Raw genomic sequence first — 18,537 nt, 5'->3', positions numbered from 1 at the left:
AATAAAGGATCGCATAGCCGTCTGACAAAATATTATAAGCCGACCATTTTGGTGATAATCGCATAATGATCTTCAAACATCATTTTGGCATCAAGCTCGGCGAGCGGCAACCAAAACGCTGTGGTTGCGTCATCGCCGCCTTTTACTTTTGGCAAGCCTTTTGGGTCATTTTTGAGCTGAAAATAAAATGCTTGAGTAATCGTACGCCCACGCGCTGAGCGGTAAGGATCATCAAAGGTATGCTGACTATGACAAGAGCCACGCAATACGGGCTCAGGGACTTTGAGGCGAGTCTCCTCACGGAGCTCACGGATACAGGCGTCAAATAGTGTCTCTTTTGGGTTTAAAAATCCACCCGGCAATGCCCACAATCCTTGCCCCGGCATACTACGGCGCTCAACCAGCAAGATATGTCCTGACTGTACGACTAAGGCATCGGCGGTCATAAAGGTTGGCGGATAAGGAGCAGACTCCCATTGTCTTTTATACTTATCAACAAAATCGGCTTCATCGTGCAGTTGTTGATATTCGCTTGTTTTCTTGAATTCATCCAATACGTTGCGCGTTGACTCAGGGGTGCGCTCAGGCGTTGGTGTAGCACCCATCAAATAGCTGTCACGTATAGGCGTTGCGGATAAGTTATGATAATTGGGTACGGAGACAGATGCCCAGTTGGGGAACAAAGATAAATAATACGATGAGCTGTCTTTTGAGTGACCAATCAGACCGATATCAGTCTGCAAGTCACCAGTGACGGATTTGACGCCAGCTTGTACATATTGTAGCCAACGCGTGTCATTGTAGAGTGCATCATCGAGTCCAACGCAGTGGATACGCGCAGCTTTCTCTGCTGAATAGGCGCCCTTAATCATAGCCGCGCGCTCAGCAACACTAAAAGGATTTCGCAAACTACGTGGCAGATTAGCAGAACCGATGAGCATAATCACATTGTCAGCACGCTTGAGTGCCTCATCAATAACTGCTTTATGACCACAATGAAAGGGCTGAAAACGCCCGATAAATACCAAATAGCGATAGTGTGTATTGTTTTTATTTGAAGTTTGCTCTGATGCTTCACTCATAAACGCCCAGCTCCTGCCGTACTGCTATCAATTATTAATGGGGATTTTTTAATTATTGGTTGTTAACTAGGATTCAAAATATTATCAATTCAAAATAATTTAAAGACATCAATACTGACACAGGCTGCAACTGGCTGGCAAGTGTAAAGATGTTTAAGGCTGTATCTATATTATTGAGCAATCAAGCTAGAGGTAAATATATAAAGTTAGTCGCTATGCTTGTCAATCCACGCCGCAACTGTTGGCCAAACCTCTCTGGCAGCATGACGGCTATTTAAAATGCGGCTATGCGTATAGTCGTCTAAATTGCCATTGCTAAACGAGTACTCACGAAAGGTATTCGCATGATTATTAAAATCATTAAACAGTGCGCGACAACCCAAAGTGGGGGAAATAAACTGGTCACCTTTGGCGCTAATAGCATATATGGGTATGGTAATCTTTGGCATATGCTGTCGGTAATCAAAAGGCCTAGTATCAGAAATTATATGTGGCACCCCATTATTATTCATGTCGCTTTTATTCGTATCGCCTTGCTTGATAAAACTACTGTGAAAGTTTTGCTGTAAGTTCCAGTCATACCACTGCTTCATTGTATGGTAGCTTTCATTGACAGGACCCAGTTTGAGTTTTTGCGCAGGAATATAGCCCGATAAGCGATTGAGATATTTGGCGATAAATATTTTGACACGGTTAATAGGGTGCAAGGCGGCGCCATAGGCTTGGCAGGCAAATAGGCTGATACTGTTTATTTTGTCGATATAGTCTGGGTTTTGAATGAGAAACATGGTTAAGCCGATACCGCCGCCGCTATGAGTGACGCAGTGCAGATTATCGAGGTCTAATTGATGACATAAATAGTCAAACGTCGCAGCAAAATCATAAGTGGCAATGGTTTCGAAGTTAAATTTATCTTTTGATGCTAAGCTTGCACCATGACCGCGCCATTCCATGATATAACAATGATGTCCGAGTATTGCTAAGTATTCAGCGATTCTTAAGCAGGTTTTTTTGTCTGAAAATGTACCATGAGTTAAAAAGATATTTTGGGCTCTATAAGTAGAGTTGTTAGATAAATATTGCTGTTTTTTACTATCAAAAATATGCCAAATAGCGATTTGTACATTATCTTTTGTGCTCACAAATTTTAGATTTTCAGTCAACATACAGGGCTCTCTTAAGACTTAAGTTTTCTGAGCAAATTTCTTTAGCTGCTCTCATTGCTTGTAACAGCTTTTAACTACACTGAATGCATCATAGACTTGATAAGTCAGCTTACTGTCTTTATATACAATGAAGATACGGTCAGCTCACTATAAGTGAGGATCATTACAGATAGCCACTGCTAATTCACACCGCTGCAGTCGGAATAGTCGACTAAGTGCGCTATAATGAGCCGTATAAATAGATAGCTGTCATGGTCAAAGCAACAAGCGATAAGCATGATAGTCACTGACACATATTCCCTTGCATTGACGACACAAGAAGCGGGTACACAGCACGCTGGTGTCATAACACAGATAGGACGCATTATGAGTGAACATAACCCAACGGATACTCAAGTAGAACCTGCTGCCGATTACGAGTCAGCGCTTGATACTGAGCAAACTGAGGCTAAAAGCAATATTACCATCACGGAAGCGGCGCAAGGTTACTTAGCGGATTTGTTATCTAAGCAAGACACCGATGGTATTGGCGTACGTATTTTTGTTGAACATCCGGGTACACCGCGCGCTGAGTGCTGTATGGCTTACAATCAGCCAGGCGAAGAGGATAGTGCTGACCTGAAATTCAGCTACGATAATTTCTCTGCTTTTATTGAAGCGGCGTCAGTACCTTATTTAGAAGATGCGGTAATTGACTATAATAAAGACCGTTTTGGTGGTCAGTTGACCTTCCGTGCACCAAACTCTAAAGTGCCAAAAGTGGGCGCTGATGCCAGTGTGGAAGAGCGTATCAACTATGTGTTGCAGTCTGAGATCAATCCAAGCCTAGCGGCGCATGGTGGTGATGTGCAATTGCTTGAATTGATTGATGAAGAAGGCGTTGGCTTGACTGCCGTATTGAAATTTGGTGGTGGTTGCCAAGGCTGTTCAGCGGTTGATATGACCTTGCGTCAAGGCGTTGAAGTGCAGCTGAAACAGCAAATACCCGAGCTGACTCAAGTGATTGATGAGACCGATCATACTCGTACTGAAAACGCCTATTATAAATAAGAATGCTTTGATTAATAAAACTAATCGGTGATTATAAGTACGAACAGGATGCTTGTTTTTTATTGCTTATGCGTTTTTGTCATTAAGTGATGGATAATTTGCTATTCTTTTCATAAAGAAGTTGAGTTATGATTAACTCAGCTTTTTTTATGCCTATCGTTTAGCGATAGCTATTTTAATCAACAAGTATTTTTTGATAGCGAATAAATATATAGGAGCACAACATGAGTGACGGACAACCAGCTAAGCAAAATAATCAACGCCTTGAAACCTTGACGATTCATGCCGGATATACTGTAGAGCCGACCACCAAAGCGGTCGCCGTGCCCATTTATCATACCAGCTCATATGCGTTTGATAATACCCAGCATGGTGCAGACTTATTTGATTTAAAAGTCGCTGGCAATATTTATACCCGTATCATGAACCCGACCAATGCGGTATTAGAAGAGCGCGTTGCTGCACTTGAGGGTGGTATCGGCGCGCTTGCTGTGGCTTCTGGTATGGCTGCCATCACTTATGCGATTCAAACCATTTGTGAAGCAGGCGACAATATCGTTGCGGTATCGACACTATATGGTGGTACTTATAACTTATTCGCTCATGCATTACCACGCCAAGGTATCGAGGTGCGCTTTTTTGACCACAAAAACCCTGAAGCGATTCGTGATTTAATCGATGATAAGACCAAGATGGTCTTTGCGGAAAGTATCGGCAATCCACTCGGCAATATTATTGATATCCAAGCACTCAGTGATATCGCGCATGAATATGGCGTGCCAGTCGTGATTGATAGCACCGTTGCGACACCTGCATTATGTCGTCCATTTGAGTTTGGTGCGGATATTGTCATTCATTCATTGACCAAATATATGAGCGGTACCGGTACCTCGATTGGTGGCGCTATTGTCGATAGTGGTACTTTCCCTTGGGGCGATTATCCTGAACGTTTTCCATTATTAAATACCCCAGATGCCAGCTATCATGGCGTAAACTTCGTCAAAGACGTTGGCGCTGCAGCATTTATCGCCCGTGCTCGTGTAGCACCGCTGCGAAATACTGGCGCAGCACTTAGCCCGCTCAATGCCTTTAGTATTTTACAAGGTTTACAGACGCTAGGTTTACGTATGGAGCGTCATGTTCAAAACGCGCAAGCGGTTGCAGAGTATCTACGTGACCATGATAAAGTTGCTTGGGTAAAATATGCTGGTCTGCCTGACCATCCTGAGCATGAACTTGCCAAAAAATACATGAAAGGGACGCCATCTGCTATTTTGACTTTTGGGGTAAAAGGTGGGCTTGAAGCAGGCTCGCGCTTTATTGATGCTTTGAAGCTGATTACACGCTTGGTGAATATCGGTGATGCCAAATCACTAGCTTGTCATCCAGCAACGACCACCCATCGCCAGCTCAATGAGCAAGAGCTCGAAAAGGCAGGCGTCAGCATTGATATGGTTCGTTTATCAATTGGTATTGAGCATATCGAAGATATCAAAGCCGATTTAGAGCAAGCATTGGCTGCGGCTTAATTAAATAATAGCTTATAAAGCAGAAAGCCCGTATCAAATCGATATGGGCTTTTTATATTCTCTAAACTATATTTTCTAAGCTATCTAAACACTGCTAAGTATTAGGCTTCATTTTTTAAGCAGTCAGTACACGTTTGGCAATATTCTGATAATCTTCTGACGCTAAACGTGGACCGAGCTGTTGAATCACTTGCGCGGCAACTGCGCTGGCAAGACGACCACATTCTGGCAAACTATATTGCTGTGACAAAGCATATAGAAATGCGCCCGCATAGTTATCACCGGCACCATTGGTATCGATGACACTATCGACTGCTGGCGTAGGGATATCATGAATTTCAATGTTGGACTCATCATTTGGCTGATGTGCAATCACTGCACCATTAGCACCATCAGTGACTACTGCAATTTGGCAGTATTCAAGTAGCGCACGCGCCGCTGACTTGTATTCTTTTTCATCTGTAAATAAACGTGCCTCTTCACTATTGCAGAATATCACCGCAACTTTATTGCCGAGCATATTTAGCAAACCCTCTTTAGCGAATTTCACAACGGCTGGATCAGCAAAGCTAACGGCAATCTTGGCACCGTTTACAGTCGCTTGCTGACGCAATTGATCCATCGCTGGCTGAATACCTGCAGACATCGCAAGGTAGCCTTCCAAATACAACCACTCAGCTTGAGTTAACGCGTTAAAGTCAACGTTATCAGCGGTTATATCGCTTGAAGTACCTAGGAACGTCTGCATAGTACGCTCGCCATCTTCAGTTACTGCAACCACACATGAGCCGGTTACACCGCCTATATGAATGGACTGAGGTGAGGTGACAACACCTGCTTCATGTAAGTCTTTTAAATAAAATTCACCTTGCTTATCGTCGCCGACGCGGCAGGCATAAAAAGGTTTACCGCCCAAACTTGAAAACGCATACATGGCATTGGCAGCTGAACCGCCACCCGCTTGTTTTGATGGTTCTATTTCTGCCAGCTTAAAATATGCCAATAATTGCTGTTGTTCTTCAATACCTGCCAGCGTCATATTACCTTTAGTCAGGTCAGTTTCTTCTAGTGCAGCATCTGATAACAGATATTCGTGGTCAACCAAGGCATTACCTATCGCCATCACATCGTACATTGCTTATCTCTCCTCAAAGAATTTATAACTGCGTCTATTCGGTTGGAATGTCTAAAAATTATTGAGTTTGTAGCTCAAGTAAGCGCTGATAGAGCGCATTCTTTTTAACACCGGTAATATCAGCACCTAAAGCGGCAGCTTTTTTAACTGACAAATCCTCTAGTAGCCGTTGCAGTAATTTATCATGAATACTGATGTCATCATCGTCTTGCGCAACATTGGCTCCAGCGACCACCACCACTATTTCGCCGCGCTGCTGATTGTCATCCGCTTTAACAAATTCAATCAATTCGCCAAGCGTACTTTTATTTACGGTCTCAAAGGTTTTGGTCAATTCACGGCAAAACGTTACTTCGCGCTCAGCACCAAATACAGTCGCCATATCTTCTAAACTGGCAATAATACGGTGCGGCGCTTCGTAAAATATTAAGGTTTCAGTGCGAGAGTGCAATGCTGCCAGCTGCTTTTGACGACCATGTGTTTTTGCTGGTAGAAAACCAATAAAGCTAAAGCGGTCTGAGGGCAATCCTGCAACAGACAGTGCGGCAATAGCAGCAGAGGCGCCAATAATAGGGGATACACGAACGCCAGCAGCATGTGCTGCTTGTACCAATTGATAACCTGGGTCACTAATAAGTGGCGTGCCAGCATCACTAATCAACGCAACAGAATGACCTTGCTCAATCATTTCAATAATTTTGGGTGTTTGAATGGCGCTATTGTGCTCATGATAAGCCCAAAGCTTATTATGACCTTTTTGTTTAGCCGTGCTATCAGAGTCGTTTTCGCCATCATTCTTATTATTGTGTACTGTTACCTCTTCAGTATCATCATCCTTACTGCCTTTGGTGTTGATGCCAAAATGTGATAACAGCTTACCTGAAGTGCGCGTATCTTCACAGGCGATGATAGCGACTTGCTTTAAGACATCAATCGCATGCGGTGTCATGTCGCTCAGATTGCCAATCGGCGTGGCAACGATATATAGACAAGCTGGCATCGCGGTAGGGCTAGACATGAAAACCTCGGGTCATTAAGATAATAAATAAAGGGATATGGCGCACTGACTGATAAAACTGGCTAACAACATTCAACATTAAAGGCAAAACTGCCTTATCAAATAAAGTTTAAGCACAGCCTAAAAAACCACACCAGTATCTGCACGCGAAAGTGGTTAGTTTAGCATGATGTGCTATGATAATTCTGAAATGTTGAGCAGACTGATAGACGTCATGGCAAATGATAAACCTTTAATGCTAACCTCTCCAAAACAGCGCCAAGGTAGTTATTTTGAGCAGCAAGCGTGTGAGTTTTTGCAAGAGCGAGGGTTGATTTTGGTTGCGCAAAACTGGCAGCAGCCTAAAGTTGGCGAGCTTGATTTAGTGATGTTAGAAAAAGGACAAGCATGGTCTACACTGGTATTTGTGGAAGTACGGCAAAGACAGCAATCACATTTTGGTGATGCGGCACTCAGCGTCACAGCAGCCAAGCAACGTAAAATTATCAAAGCAGCGCGTCATTTTTTACAGCAAAATCCTCAATATCATAAATATGAATGCCGGTTTGATGTGATTGCTTATAATACAATGAATAAAAAAAATAAAAATGAAGCCAATATCATGTTAGACAATCAACCAAATCAACGGTTAAAAATTAATCAGCCTGAATGGCTGCAAGGCGCATTTATCGCGTCAGCTTGGTAATAAAACTTGTTCATGATTTATTTAAGCGTGGCTAATTTTATAATGTCAAAGCAAATTAAATGAAGTTGTCGTTACCAAAAGCCTAACTGTAAGCAGTAAAAATTCAGTAGAGTAGCGGCACTAAAATAATTTTATTAAATCAGGTTTTTGTCATATTTGTTAAAATTACAACCATTGACTGTTGCTATTATTTATTATGAATACTCATGTACTAAAGAGGTAAATCATGACACAGATGAATCTGCGCACTGCTATTTTTGGCTCACCGCGCCGTAACGCGATAGGCATCATATTAATGTCGAGCATTGTCACGACTGGCTGTACCACCAATTATTTGACCAATAGTACAGAAGGTACTTATGGCGTGCCCATGACTGAGCGCACTATTCCGCAGCGTCTGCTTGATCGTAGTATTGAGCATACCGTCAAGATTAACGTTTATGGTTTGCAGGAAAATTTGCAGCAAACCAGTCGCATGAGTATTGATAGCTTTAATAGTATTGTATTACTGACCGGTGAAGTGCCGACTGAAACAATTAAGGCAGAAGTCAGTAAAGTCGTAGGCTCTATGCCAGATGTTCGTCAAGTCTACAATGAGCTGACAGTTGGTGCTTCAAAAGGCTATAGCCAAACTGTCCATGACGGTTATATAACCTCAAAGCTGATGGCAAAAACAGCCGCTGCTGATGGGGTAAAAGCGTCACAAATTAGAGCAGTGACCAATAATGGCGTGGTTTATATCATGGGTCGTATGACACCGACGCAGCAAAGCCACCTGATTGATATTGCCAATAGCACGGTTGGTGTTACAGAATTGGTACTACTGACTACTGTCGTCGATGATCGAGGCGTAAAGCTAGGTAACGATGACATCATGTATGAGGCCAATGCTACAAATTCAGCTCATCCAACCAGAGTTGCAGTCGTGAATAACAGAGCAATACCTAATACCAGTGGTTCTGTCGCAGCGGATGCGACTATCAGTGCCACACCTATTATAGTGACTGAGGATGGCTCGCCAGTTACCGAGCCTTCATCCAGCCCTTACATTGACCTGTATCGAAACCCATAGATTGAAGTGAATTAGATGAGTGATTAATCTTGATAAGATATTGTTATCTAATGCTAGTTTTATCTTAAAGTAGCCCAAATATCACTCACAAGAACACTAAATACCCATAACAGTAGAAGCACGATAAATCCCCTGTTATTCCGTAAAATATGTACAGTCAAAAAATATTAATCGCAAATATAGTTAATGCAGTGTAGGTAAGATTATAAATCTACAACTGACTGACATATAACAGGAATACTGCTATGAAGGCTTTAAATAATGATGTACAGCGACCTAAGGTAGGAATGTCCAAACTAGTACGTGTAGGGGTTACTACTGCGTTGGCAGTGGGCAGTATTGCGCTAGCGACGCAGCAAGCACAAGCGTTATCAGCGCTTGCTATCGTTAATGGTATTACTTCAAATGGCGGCATTGGGGTTAGTAAAGATATCCTGTATGGTGACGAGCCATTACAAGATTTGGATATTTACTATCCAAAACCTTTAGCGCAGGCCATGAAAACGAATACCACCATCAAACAAGATTATCCGATGGTGGTATTCGTCCATGGCGGCTCTTGGGAGAGTGGTAGTAAGGAAGAATATGCTTTTGTCGGGCAGAGTTTGGCGCAAGCAGGTTATGTGACTGCAGTGATTAATTATCGTAAAGCCCCTGAGCATGTCTATCCTGATTATGTCGAAGATACGGCGCAAGCGATTGCGTGGAGCTACAAAAATGCCAAGCGTTTCCATGCCAATCCAGAGCGTTTTGCAGTCGTTGGTCATTCTGCCGGAGCGTTTAACGCTGTTGCTGCGGTCGCCAATGAGGATTTTTTAAAGCCTTATGGTATTAAGCCAAAAGATATCACTGCAGTGATTGGTATTGCAGGTCCTTATAGTTATGACTTTCGTAAATTTAGTAGCGTCACCGCTTTTGCTGCCGACGCGACACCTGATGAGGTAATGCCAGATCGTCAGATCAAAGGGCAGCAGCCGCCGTATTTATTATTGACTGCTGAAAAAGACAAAGTTGTTTATGCGACCAATACCATCAAAATGACACAGGCGTTAAAAGCGGCAGGTGTTACCGTGCAGACAAGTGAAATTGCCGGTGCCAGTCATGCCACCAGTATTGGCGCGATGGCACCACCTCTGCGCTGGGTCAATGATGTACGCGCACAAGTATTAAGTTATTTGGATAAAACCCTTAAATAAGGGTTGCAATTAATAATTCCGACATGGGTATTGATTCTATTTTAGGCTAATAATGGTTAAGCATCGTTGTGTAAGACAGTGCTGTAAGATGGTCAAACTCTTGTTATAATGTCGTCACTTTACCTCTATACCCTATCTAAAACCTTAAGGCAGAATATTCTATGAGCATGAACGCTGACGATTTGATTGCATTTTTACAAACGCATTTTCCAGATGCCTTTATTCAAGCTGCCAATCAAGGAACTAAGTTTGATGTGCGTGTGGTTGATGCCAGTTTTGAGGGCAAACGCGCTGTGCAGCGTCAGCAAGCCGTTTATGCTTTGGTCAATGATAAAATCGCCAGTGGTGATATTCATGCGCTCAATATTCAAGCGTTAACGCCTGCTGAATGGGATGTTCAATCGCAAGGCTAGAGTAGGTTAAAGCTTTTTATTTACGACTGGATTGTTTATCACGAGCAAGTATTTTTGCCGCTAATAACCGATTCGGTTTTTCATTATTTTTATACTTATCGTTAGGTTGTCACCTTTATGGATCAATTTTTAATCACTGGTAGTAGTCGTATCGCAGGGGAAGTCACCATTTCAGGCGCTAAAAATGCCGCGTTGCCGTTGCTTGCGGCTATGATATTGGCTGAAACGCCGACGACATTGCACAATGTGCCATCGCTACAAGATGTGCGCACTTTGATTGAGTTGATTGGTGGCATGGGTATCAAAATCCAAAAGCAGGGTGATACCGTCACTTGCGATACCAAGAGTATCGATAATTTTTATGCGCCTTATGATTTGGTTAAAACCATGCGCGCCTCAATCTTAGTACTGGGTCCATTGTTGGCACGTTTTGGTGAGGCAGAAGTATCCTTGCCGGGTGGTTGTGCGATTGGTTCGCGCCCCGTTGATCAGCATCTTAAAGCCTTTGAAGCAATGGGTGCTAGTATTACAGTGGAAAACGGCTATGTAATTGCGCAAGCCCCAAAGGGCGGTAAGCTGTTAGGTTGTAAGTTCTCATTTGACATGGTGACGGTAGGCGGTACTGAAAACGTCATCATGGCAGCAGCACTTGCTAAAGGCACGACTGTTTTGGGCAACTGTGCACTTGAGCCAGAAGTGGTTGATTTGGCTAATATGCTGGTCGCAATGGGTGCTAAAATCAGTGGTATTGGTACAGCAACCATGACGATTGAAGGCGTTGAGCGTTTGCATGGCTGTGAGTATTCAGTCGTGCCAGACCGTATCGAAACAGGCTCTTACCTTGCCGGTGCCTTGATGACACGCGGTGATGTATTGACTAAGAATACTTCTGCGCTACTATTAACACCTGTGCTAGAAAAGTTTGAAGACATGGGTGCAATTATCACTACGGGTGATGATTGGATTCGCGCACAAATGAAAGGTCGACCAAAAGCGGTCGATATTCGTACCCAGCCGCATCCAGGTTTTCCAACGGATATGCAGGCACAGGTGATGGCGATAGCTTGTTTGGCTGATGGCACCAGCACTTTTATCGAAAATATCTTTGAGAACCGTTATATGCACGTCCCTGAACTTAATCGTTTGGGTGCCTCTATCCAAGTAGACGGTCATACGGCTGTGGTAAAAGGGGTTGAATGCTTTACAGCCGCACCTGTGATGGCGACTGATTTGCGTGCTTCGATGTCATTGGTAATGGCAGCCGCAACAGCAGAAGGCGAGAGCTTAATTGACCGCATTTACCATATCGACCGGGGCTATGAGCACGTTGAAGACAAATTGCGTGCGCTTGGTGTCAATATCGAGCGTATTAATAGCAACGATTAATATAGCTTGCTAAAAGTTATAACGCTAGTATTAACACTGGCGTTATAATCAAAATAAATTTTAAGCCTAGTGTAATATTAAAAAATGCCCTTTGACGGCGACAACTTTCAGCACCATCAGCACACGGACCAGCGTCACTATGACTGAAGTAACCAACAGCTTACCAACCAGTGGTTTATTGAACGAAGTAAATGATGAGTTTTCAGGCTTAACACTGGCGTTATCCAAGGGTCGTATCTTAGAAGAGACGATGCCACTTTTGCGTGCCGCTGGCGTTGAATTATTGGAAGATCCTGAAGCCTCACGCAAGCTTATTTTTCCAACCTCAAATCCCAATGTCCGAGTATTAATTTTACGCGCAAGCGATGTGCCAACGTATGTTGAACACGGCGCAGCGGATTTTGGTGTGGCAGGTAAAGATGTGTTGCTTGAGCATGGCGCCAATCATGTTTATGAATTATTAGATCTAAAAATTGCTCAGTGTAAGCTCATGACCGCTGGCGTAAAGGATGCACCTTTGCCAAACCGTCGCCTACGTATTGCCACCAAATACGTGAATGTTGCCCGTGCTTATTTTGCAAGTCAAGGACAGCAAGTTGATGTGATCAAGCTGTACGGCTCGATGGAACTTGCGCCCTTGGTTGGTTTAGGTGATTTGATAGTCGACGTGGTTGATACGGGCAATACCTTACGTGCTAATGGACTCGAAGCGCGCGATCATATCTGTGATGTCTCTTCCCGTCTTATCGTCAACCAAGTCAGTTATAAGCGCAAGTTTTCATTGCTTGAGCCGATATTAGATAGTTTTAAAAACAGTATCAGCAGTACTTCATAAATCAGTACATGATAAAAGCGTATCGTAGATTGATAATATCAAGTATGGTTATACAAAATTCCAAACCAGTTTAGCGCTCTAAGGAGAACATAGCGTGCTAAACTGGTTTTATTGTATTTGCATGTCAGCTAATAAAAGCACTGTATAGTCTGAATGTGATTGTTATAAATAAGCTGGCATTTAAGCCCTCATATCATCCTTTTTACCGCCGTATTCATGCTCAAATATAGGACAAAGCCATGCGCCAATTAAGTACGCAAGACGCCGATTTTGACAGTCAGTTGACAGAACTGCTTGCTTTTGAAACCGTTAATGATGCCGATTTACTCAAAACGGTAGATGACATTATTAGTAAAGTGCGTCATGGCGGGGATAGTGTGGTGCTAGAATTGACGCAGCAGTTTGATCAACATCCAGCAACGACGATGAAGGCTTTAGAATTATCCAAAGAGGCACTTGCTGAAGCATTTGCCAATCTTGATGATGTCGTGAAAAGCGCTCTGACCACAGCAGCGACGCGCGTGCAGAGCTTTCATGAGCGCCAAGTACAAGAGTCATGGCAGTATGAAGATGAGTTCGGCAATCGTTTAGGTCAAAAGGTCACGCCGCTTGACCGTGTCGGCATTTATGTGCCGGGCGGTCTGGCATCTTATCCTTCTTCAGTATTAATGAACGCCATCCCTGCCAAAGTTGCTGGCGTCAAAGAAGTCATTATGGTTGTGCCAGCGCCAAAAGGTGTGCTCAATCCCTTGGTATTAGCGGCGGCGCATTTGGCACAAGTTGATCGCGTTTTTACTATTGGCGGTGCACAAGCAGTAGCGGCATTGGCATATGGTACTGAAACGATTCCGGCAGTAGATAAAATCACTGGACCGGGCAATAAATATGTTGCAGCCGCCAAACGCGCGGTATTTGGTCAAGTCGGTATCGATATGATTGCCGGACCTTCTGAGGTACTGGTTTATGCAGAAGGCACGGCGAAAGACTGTGCTGATTGGTTAGCGATGGATTTATTATCACAGGCAGAGCATGACCGTATTGCCCAAGCGATTTTTGTGACCACAAGTGAAAAACAGCTTAAAGAAGTCGCCATTGAAATTGAAAAAGCCTTGGCTGAATTACCCAAGGCAGATATCGCTCGTGATTCGCTAAAAAATCGTGGCGCGCTTATCTTGGTTAAAGACCGTGCAGAAGGCATGGCAGTTATCAATCGCGTTGCGCCTGAGCATTTGGAGCTGTCTGTTGATAATCCAGATGCGTTGCTTGGTAGTATTCGTCATGCAGGTGCTATCTTTATGGGACGTCATACGCCAGAGGCAATCGGTGACTACTGTGCAGGACCGAATCATGTGCTACCGACATCGGGTACAGCACGCTTTTCGTCACCGCTTGGCGTCTATGATTTTCAAAAGAAGTCATCTATTATTTATTGTAGTGAAGCGGGCAGTAAGCCTTTGGCTGAGACGGCAGATATTTTAGCGCAGCATGAGGACTTAGAAGCCCATGCGCTTTCAGCCCGTTATCGTTACCAGTCCTAATTTTCTCAAAAACAATTATTGGAATAACAGTTTTAGAAATAACCATTTCTGTGATTAATAGTAGGATAACTTATGAGTGAATCAAAGATAGATAACAGACTTTGGTCATCTAAAGCGCGTAATTTATCGCCGTATGTTCCTGGCGAGCAGCCCCAGCATGACGACTTGTGCAAGTTGAACACCAATGAAAATCCATTTCCGCCTTCACCAAAAGTAGGTGAGGCGATTATTAAAGTCTTAGCGCAGCAAGCGGATGATTTGCGCTTGTATCCTGCACCTGAGTCTGAAGAATTGCGCGGCGCATTGGCCACGCTTTATGATCTTGATATCAATCAAGTGTTCGTTGGTAATGGCTCAGATGAAGTATTGGCATTGGTATTTGCCAGCTTCTTCTTAAAAGAGCGCCCAATTTTAGCGCCTGATATTAGCTACAGCTTTTATCCCGTTTATGCCAATACCTTTGGTATAGAGCTTGTACAAATCCCATTAGAAGCAGATTTTAGTATCAGTCCTGATGCCTATCGTCGACCTTGCAGTGGTATCGTTATTGCCAATCCAAATGCGCCAACCGGTTTATTATTGTCGCTTGCTGATATCCGTAAGCTTGCAGGCGAGCACTCAAACTCAGTGATTGTGATTGATGAGGCGTATATTGATTTTGCTCAGCTAGAAGAGAGTAGTCCAGACGTAGAAGTATCAGCGGTTAGCCTTATTGATGAATTTGATAACTTGCTAGTTACCCAGACTTTTTCAAAATCGCGCTCGCTTGCTGGATTGCGTGTCGGTATGGCATTTGGTAATGCCTCATTGATTGAAGCATTAACGCGTATGAAAAACAGCTTTAATAGCTATCCACTTGATAAGTTGGCACAAGCTGGTGCAACAGCTAGCGTCTTAGATGTTGAATACTTTGAGAAAACCCGCCAGCAGGTCATTGATTTGCGTACATCGTTGACGGTTGAGTTGACGGTCTTAGGTTATGACGTACTGCCGTCACATGCCAACTTTGTCTTTGCGCGTCCTCATGATGGTGCTGCCAGTCAAATAGCAGAAGTATTACGCGAGCAAGGTATCATTGTTCGTCATTTTGATAAGCCGCGTATTAATGAGTATTTGCGCATTACGATTGGCACCGCTGCCCAGAACGAGCGTTTAATTGATGCGTTAAAAGCGTTAAAAGCGTTAAAAGCGTTAAAAGCGTTAAAAGCGTTAAAAGCGTTACAGGCTGTAGCGGATGTCGAGGCAAATTAATACCTAGCTCAACTATAGTACTAAAACAATGTTTCATAAGTAATAAAAAGAGCCTGCTCACATGATGTTAGCAGGCTCTTTTGCGCCGCTTTAAGCTGTTTTTCAATATAAAGCTCAGTGGTTAGCTGTATTAACAAGGACAGATAATAGGTTGCCGACTTTATCTAGGCATTCCTGATATTCAGCATCGCAGTCAGAGGCAACGGTAATACCTCCGCCCGCCCATAAACTGACTTGTTTAGGGTTGTCTGTTGTGTTGGTTGTCTGTAGTGTGCGAATCAGTACATTCCACTGACCGCTACCATCAAAGTTCATATAACCCATGGTGCCACAATAAGCACTACGCGGTTCAGCTTCTAATTCTGCGATAATCTCCACTGCCCGTTTCTTTGGCGTGCCAGTAATTGATCCTGCAGGCAAACTGCCAAATAAGACGCTTAACGGATGGGTATCTGTCTTGAGCTCGGCGGTAATGGTGCTGACCATATGATGTACATTACTAAAGCTCTCAATCGCAAATAGCTGTGGTACCTTTACGCTACCGATTTTGGCGTATTTACCCAAGTCATTGCGTAACAAATCCACAATCATAACGTTTTCTGCACGGTCTTTTTCGCTGTTGATTAACTGCTGCTTGTAGTCATTATCTTTTTCGATTGTTAAGCCGCGCGGCATGGTTCCTTTGATTGGCTTGGTACGTATATGATGCTTGCCAGTCTCAATATCTTTGCTAAAGGTAAAAAATAATTCAGGCGAACAGCTTAATAATTCAAACTGATGGTTTGATGTATTTACTTTACTTTCATGATTATAGCTATCAATGGCTATATATCCTGCAAAAGGCGCTTGGGTATTAGCGTGCAAAGCAGGTAAATAGTCAATGAGGCTTGTGACTGAATTATCTTCATAAGTGCTTAAATAGCCACTCCATGCTTGGGTTAAATTAATCTGATAACAATCGCCTTGTTGCAAATAATTTTGCGTTTGATGGAACGCCTGCTGATAGTGTCGTTTGCTCCACTGAGCTTCTAGTAATAAAGGCGGCGTTTTACAGGAGTATTTTTTAGTGACATTCTCATTCGATAGTTGATTATCCAAACTATTTAAATAAGATGTTAGCACTCTGATTAGTGCATTTGTATCCTGCTGGACTGAGCTGCTGTCAGGGTTATTATCATTATTTACCTTTAACTGCCAACTGCTTTGACTGTCTGAATCAGCGGTTAAGTAAATATCATAATGCCCCAATAACGCGCACGGCTGTGCTGCCATCTCTATATTAACGGTTGGACTGAGTTCGTGAGCGCTAATGTCATAACTGATAAAACCTATTAAGCCGTGCTGATAACTTGGTTGTTGATCGACGTCTTTAGTTGAGAACGAGCCGTTACCGTGAATGCCATCTATTTCATGAGCCCGACTGTAAGTAATTAATTCCTCTTGCCAGTCGCTATAACTCATATAGCTTGTAGCCGCACTATCACTGGAATTACTATAAAGGTGAACATGCCCACGCCGTGTTTTCTCGATTTTATAAAGGTTTCCCTGTTTAGTAGCATGCAGCGTGTCATTAGTCACAGGATAAACGCACCAGCTCGTCTTTGGTAATAAGCCAATCACAGGTCGCCCATCATTATTGAGCCAAACCAATTGCCAGTTTGCTTTGCTATTTTGTTCTAACAAATGTCGTTGCAGGTGCGGCATTAATTCGGCAGCAGATAAGTCACCAAAACGCCAGCTAGTTTTGCTAGCTGGCGGTAGGGCAGAATCTGTCTGCACAGTGGTATGAGTATCTATTACAACCATAGTTTAAGCGTCAAACTTTTTGATGATCAGTGTTGCATTAGTACCGCCAAAGCCAAAGCTATTGCTCATAAGAGTTTCAAGCTCAACATCACGTTTTTCAGTGACGATATCAAAGCCTTTGGCAGCTGGATCTAATTCTGTAATATTGATACTTGGTGCAATAAAGCTGTCTTGTAACATCAGTAAGCAATAAATCAGCTCTTGTGCACCAACCGCACCTAAGCTATGACCTGTCATAGACTTGGTTGAGCTAATGGCAGGCACTTTACTGATATCGTTATCAAATACTTTGGCAATGGCTTTTAGCTCAGTGATGTCACCAAGTGGCGTACTGGTACCATGGCTATTGATATAATCTACGCTTTCTAAACCCGCTTCAGCAAGTGCTAGCTTCATACAGCGTACTGCGCCTTCACCGCTTGGCGCGACCATTTCTGCGCCATCAGAGCTGGCACCATAACCGACAATTTCAGCCAAAATATTGGCACCGCGTGCTTGGGCATGCTCAAGACTTTCAACGACTACCATCGCGCCACCTGCCGCGATAACAAAACCATCACGGTCTTTGTCATAAGCTCTTGAGGCAAGCTCTGGGGTACCGTTGTATTGAGTGCTGACAGCGCCCATGGCATCAAACATACAAGACTGAGTCCAATGTTCTGCTTCACTACCACCAGCGAGTATCACATCTGCTTTACCCAATTGAATAAGCTCGGCAGCATGACCGATACAATGCGTTGACGTGGCACAAGCCGAGGTTAATGAGTATGAGATACCTTGGATTTTTAGACCAGTAGCAAGCGCCGCCGATACTGAGCTGCCCATTGTTTTTGGTACAGCCATCGCACCAACGCCGCGTAACCCTTTTTCTCGCATGGCGTCTATTGCATTGGCGATATTTTCTGTTGACGCGCCGCCAGAGCTTGCGACCACGCCCACACGCGGATTGTTATTGATGGTTTCTAAAGAGAGTCCAGCGTGCTCAATCGCACTTAACGCACTGACATAAGCATATAGGCTTGCGTCACTAAAAAACCGTTTTAGTTTGCGGTCAATAGCTGAGGTATCAAGCTGTGAGTGATCAATACTGCCGCTGACGTGTGATTTGAACTCGTGCTCAGCATAAGATTCGTTGAATGTGATGCCAGAGCGTCCTTGTTTAAGAGCCTCTGTGACAGTAGCCAAATCATGTCCGATACAAGATACAATCCCTGCTCCAGTGATAACAACGCGGCGCATACAATATTCCTTATTAGTAACGATTTTTTTGATAATTACTTTTAATCATCGTTTTAAAATATCTACTTCTACCATATCACTTCATCTCTATCTGTTTTTGATAACAAAGGTGTTGTTATACCAAGGCATTTAAGTG

At 43.4% G+C, this 18,537-nt stretch carries 16 protein-coding genes; 10 read left to right on the top strand and 6 right to left on the bottom strand.

What is annotated here, in order from left to right:
• Positions 1-32 precede the first annotated feature (32 nt).
• Together JMX75_RS08300 and JMX75_RS08295 are read right to left on the bottom strand one after the other, a co-directional pair.
• Positions 33-1,082 (bottom strand): bifunctional nicotinamide-nucleotide adenylyltransferase/Nudix hydroxylase, encoded by a 1,050-nt coding sequence (locus tag JMX75_RS08300; RefSeq protein ID WP_201531966.1) that lies wholly within the window; start codon positions 1,080-1,082, stop codon positions 33-35.
• A 206-nt stretch (positions 1,083-1,288) separates the two neighbouring features.
• A complete protein-coding gene (locus tag JMX75_RS08295; protein WP_201531965.1) occupies positions 1,289-2,248 on the bottom strand; it encodes an alpha/beta fold hydrolase in 960 nt (319 codons plus the stop codon).
• A 366-nt stretch (positions 2,249-2,614) separates the two neighbouring features.
• Between JMX75_RS08295 and nfuA the strand changes: the two genes are divergently transcribed.
• Positions 2,615-3,298 carry a Fe-S biogenesis protein NfuA gene (gene nfuA, locus JMX75_RS08290; protein ID WP_041753256.1) on the top strand — a complete coding sequence of 228 codons (684 nt, stop codon included), beginning with the start codon at positions 2,615-2,617 and terminating at the stop codon, positions 3,296-3,298.
• A gap of 224 nt (positions 3,299-3,522) precedes the next feature.
• A complete protein-coding gene (locus JMX75_RS08285) occupies positions 3,523-4,827 on the top strand; it encodes an O-acetylhomoserine aminocarboxypropyltransferase/cysteine synthase family protein (protein WP_201531964.1) in 1,305 nt (434 codons plus the stop codon).
• Between the two features lie 115 nt (positions 4,828-4,942).
• Here the strand turns inward: JMX75_RS08285 and JMX75_RS08280 are convergent, their stop codons facing one another.
• A complete protein-coding gene (locus JMX75_RS08280) occupies positions 4,943-5,962 on the bottom strand; it encodes an adenosine kinase (RefSeq protein ID WP_201531963.1) in 1,020 nt (339 codons plus the stop codon).
• Positions 5,963-6,020: 58 nt separating this feature from the next.
• Complete coding sequence (rsmI, locus tag JMX75_RS08275; protein ID WP_201531962.1) at positions 6,021-6,980, bottom strand: 16S rRNA (cytidine(1402)-2'-O)-methyltransferase; 960 nt, start codon at positions 6,978-6,980, stop codon at positions 6,021-6,023.
• A gap of 166 nt (positions 6,981-7,146) precedes the next feature.
• Between rsmI and JMX75_RS08270 the strand changes: the two genes are divergently transcribed.
• The 8 genes from JMX75_RS08270 (at position 7,147) to hisC (ending at position 15,356) form a co-directional block, all read left to right on the top strand.
• Positions 7,147-7,665, top strand: coding sequence for a YraN family protein (locus tag JMX75_RS08270; protein ID WP_201531961.1), 519 nt, complete (start codon positions 7,147-7,149; stop codon positions 7,663-7,665).
• Between the two features lie 226 nt (positions 7,666-7,891).
• A complete protein-coding gene (locus JMX75_RS08265) occupies positions 7,892-8,737 on the top strand; it encodes a BON domain-containing protein (RefSeq protein WP_149409999.1) in 846 nt (281 codons plus the stop codon).
• Positions 8,738-8,982: 245 nt separating this feature from the next.
• Positions 8,983-9,933, top strand: a complete 951-nt coding sequence (locus tag JMX75_RS08260) for an alpha/beta hydrolase (protein WP_020444327.1) — start codon at positions 8,983-8,985, stop codon at positions 9,931-9,933.
• Between the two features lie 161 nt (positions 9,934-10,094).
• Complete coding sequence (locus JMX75_RS08255; protein ID WP_011514505.1) at positions 10,095-10,346, top strand: BolA family protein; 252 nt, start codon at positions 10,095-10,097, stop codon at positions 10,344-10,346.
• A gap of 117 nt (positions 10,347-10,463) precedes the next feature.
• A complete protein-coding gene (gene murA, locus JMX75_RS08250) occupies positions 10,464-11,732 on the top strand; it encodes a UDP-N-acetylglucosamine 1-carboxyvinyltransferase (RefSeq protein WP_020444326.1) in 1,269 nt (422 codons plus the stop codon).
• A gap of 139 nt (positions 11,733-11,871) precedes the next feature.
• A complete protein-coding gene (gene hisG, locus JMX75_RS08245) occupies positions 11,872-12,567 on the top strand; it encodes an ATP phosphoribosyltransferase (protein WP_201531960.1) in 696 nt (231 codons plus the stop codon).
• Positions 12,568-12,806: 239 nt separating this feature from the next.
• Positions 12,807-14,105, top strand: coding sequence for a histidinol dehydrogenase (gene hisD / locus JMX75_RS08240; RefSeq protein ID WP_201531959.1), 1,299 nt, complete (start codon positions 12,807-12,809; stop codon positions 14,103-14,105).
• Positions 14,106-14,177: 72 nt separating this feature from the next.
• Positions 14,178-15,356, top strand: coding sequence for a histidinol-phosphate transaminase (gene hisC / locus JMX75_RS08235; RefSeq protein ID WP_201531958.1), 1,179 nt, complete (start codon positions 14,178-14,180; stop codon positions 15,354-15,356).
• Between the two features lie 114 nt (positions 15,357-15,470).
• On the opposite strand, the gene JMX75_RS08230 is transcribed toward hisC, so the two are convergent.
• Both JMX75_RS08230 and JMX75_RS08225 read right to left on the bottom strand, forming a co-directional pair.
• Positions 15,471-17,162 carry an anthranilate synthase component I family protein gene (locus JMX75_RS08230; RefSeq protein ID WP_201531957.1) on the bottom strand — a complete coding sequence of 564 codons (1,692 nt, stop codon included), beginning with the start codon at positions 17,160-17,162 and terminating at the stop codon, positions 15,471-15,473.
• Positions 17,163-17,165: 3 nt separating this feature from the next.
• Positions 17,166-18,401 carry a beta-ketoacyl-ACP synthase II gene (locus JMX75_RS08225; RefSeq protein ID WP_201531956.1) on the bottom strand — a complete coding sequence of 412 codons (1,236 nt, stop codon included), beginning with the start codon at positions 18,399-18,401 and terminating at the stop codon, positions 17,166-17,168.
• Positions 18,402-18,537: the final 136 nt, after the last annotated feature.

It is taken from the genome of Psychrobacter sp. LFX-11D, from assembly GCF_904846475.1.
Classification (GTDB): Bacteria; Pseudomonadota; Gammaproteobacteria; order Pseudomonadales; family Moraxellaceae; genus Psychrobacter; species Psychrobacter cryohalolentis.
This window is presented reverse-complemented; position numbering and strand designations above follow the sequence as displayed.

Excerpts from the sequence above, each read along its gene's own strand:
- rsmI (WP_201531962.1), bottom strand. The coding sequence starts at position 6,980 with ATGTCTAGCCCTACCGCGATGCCAGCTTGTCTATATATCGTTGCCACG.
- JMX75_RS08280 (WP_201531963.1), bottom strand. The coding sequence starts at position 5,962 with ATGTACGATGTGATGGCGATAGGTAATGCCTTGGTTGACCACGAATAT.
- JMX75_RS08230 (WP_201531957.1), bottom strand. The coding sequence starts at position 17,162 with ATGGTTGTAATAGATACTCATACCACTGTGCAGACAGATTCTGCCCTA.
- JMX75_RS08225 (WP_201531956.1), bottom strand. The coding sequence starts at position 18,401 with ATGCGCCGCGTTGTTATCACTGGAGCAGGGATTGTATCTTGTATCGGA.
- JMX75_RS08255 (WP_011514505.1), top strand. The coding sequence starts at position 10,095 with ATGAGCATGAACGCTGACGATTTGATTGCATTTTTACAAACGCATTTT.
- JMX75_RS08300 (WP_201531966.1), bottom strand. The coding sequence starts at position 1,082 with ATGAGTGAAGCATCAGAGCAAACTTCAAATAAAAACAATACACACTAT.
- JMX75_RS08285 (WP_201531964.1), top strand. The coding sequence starts at position 3,523 with ATGAGTGACGGACAACCAGCTAAGCAAAATAATCAACGCCTTGAAACC.
- hisD (WP_201531959.1), top strand. The coding sequence starts at position 12,807 with ATGCGCCAATTAAGTACGCAAGACGCCGATTTTGACAGTCAGTTGACA.
- JMX75_RS08260 (WP_020444327.1), top strand. The coding sequence starts at position 8,983 with ATGAAGGCTTTAAATAATGATGTACAGCGACCTAAGGTAGGAATGTCC.
- murA (WP_020444326.1), top strand. The coding sequence starts at position 10,464 with ATGGATCAATTTTTAATCACTGGTAGTAGTCGTATCGCAGGGGAAGTC.
- JMX75_RS08295 (WP_201531965.1), bottom strand. The coding sequence starts at position 2,248 with ATGTTGACTGAAAATCTAAAATTTGTGAGCACAAAAGATAATGTACAA.
- nfuA (WP_041753256.1), top strand. The coding sequence starts at position 2,615 with ATGAGTGAACATAACCCAACGGATACTCAAGTAGAACCTGCTGCCGAT.
- hisG (WP_201531960.1), top strand. The coding sequence starts at position 11,872 with ATGACTGAAGTAACCAACAGCTTACCAACCAGTGGTTTATTGAACGAA.
- JMX75_RS08265 (WP_149409999.1), top strand. The coding sequence starts at position 7,892 with ATGACACAGATGAATCTGCGCACTGCTATTTTTGGCTCACCGCGCCGT.
- JMX75_RS08270 (WP_201531961.1), top strand. The coding sequence starts at position 7,147 with ATGATGTGCTATGATAATTCTGAAATGTTGAGCAGACTGATAGACGTC.
- hisC (WP_201531958.1), top strand. The coding sequence starts at position 14,178 with ATGAGTGAATCAAAGATAGATAACAGACTTTGGTCATCTAAAGCGCGT.